Consider the following 505-nt stretch of genomic DNA (forward strand, 5'->3'; position numbering starts at 1 on the left):
TGCCAAAGAGCGACTGCCGGGAAGATTGAGGCAACTATCGAAATACAGAATCAAAGTTCATCGAATGATCGAATTAGGCGATGGAATAGTCGAGATAGCAGGGGAGCGTTTATGAGTAAGAGGGTTTTAAGGAGTGATTCTAGATATCCAAAGCTTTTAGCGACCTATATGAACACAAAAGCGGGCCAGGCATTTGCGTTAAGTGTGATGAGTCAGCTAGTAGATGGGTTTGAGGTTGATTCAAAGGGCAGAATTGAAACGGTTCATATCGATGATACACAGTCGATCAAGTTAGATATGGAGTAAAGAGTGAATAGGCAAGAAATCAAGGCGCTCATTCAAAGCGTAATAGACGATCCAAAGTACATCAACACCGCCACAGAAATACTATCTATCGAAATACAGGAGGTAAAGCTACCGGATCTACGCAAGTGGTTACTAGATGGCAATGTACCGTGCATGATTCGATTAGAAGGCTGCCAGCACTATGGAGATCAACGCGCCC

1 protein-coding gene is annotated in these 505 nt (G+C 43.8%); it reads left to right on the top strand.

The features are described 5' to 3' along the window. Positions 1-309: 309 nt before the first annotated feature. On the top strand, positions 310-505 hold a 196-nt coding region (locus FK529_RS21010; RefSeq protein ID WP_205124419.1), incomplete at its 3' end, for a hypothetical protein.

Source organism: Tsukamurella asaccharolytica (assembly GCF_007858435.1).
GTDB classification, from domain to species: Bacteria; Actinomycetota; Actinomycetes; order Mycobacteriales; family Mycobacteriaceae; genus Tsukamurella; species Tsukamurella asaccharolytica.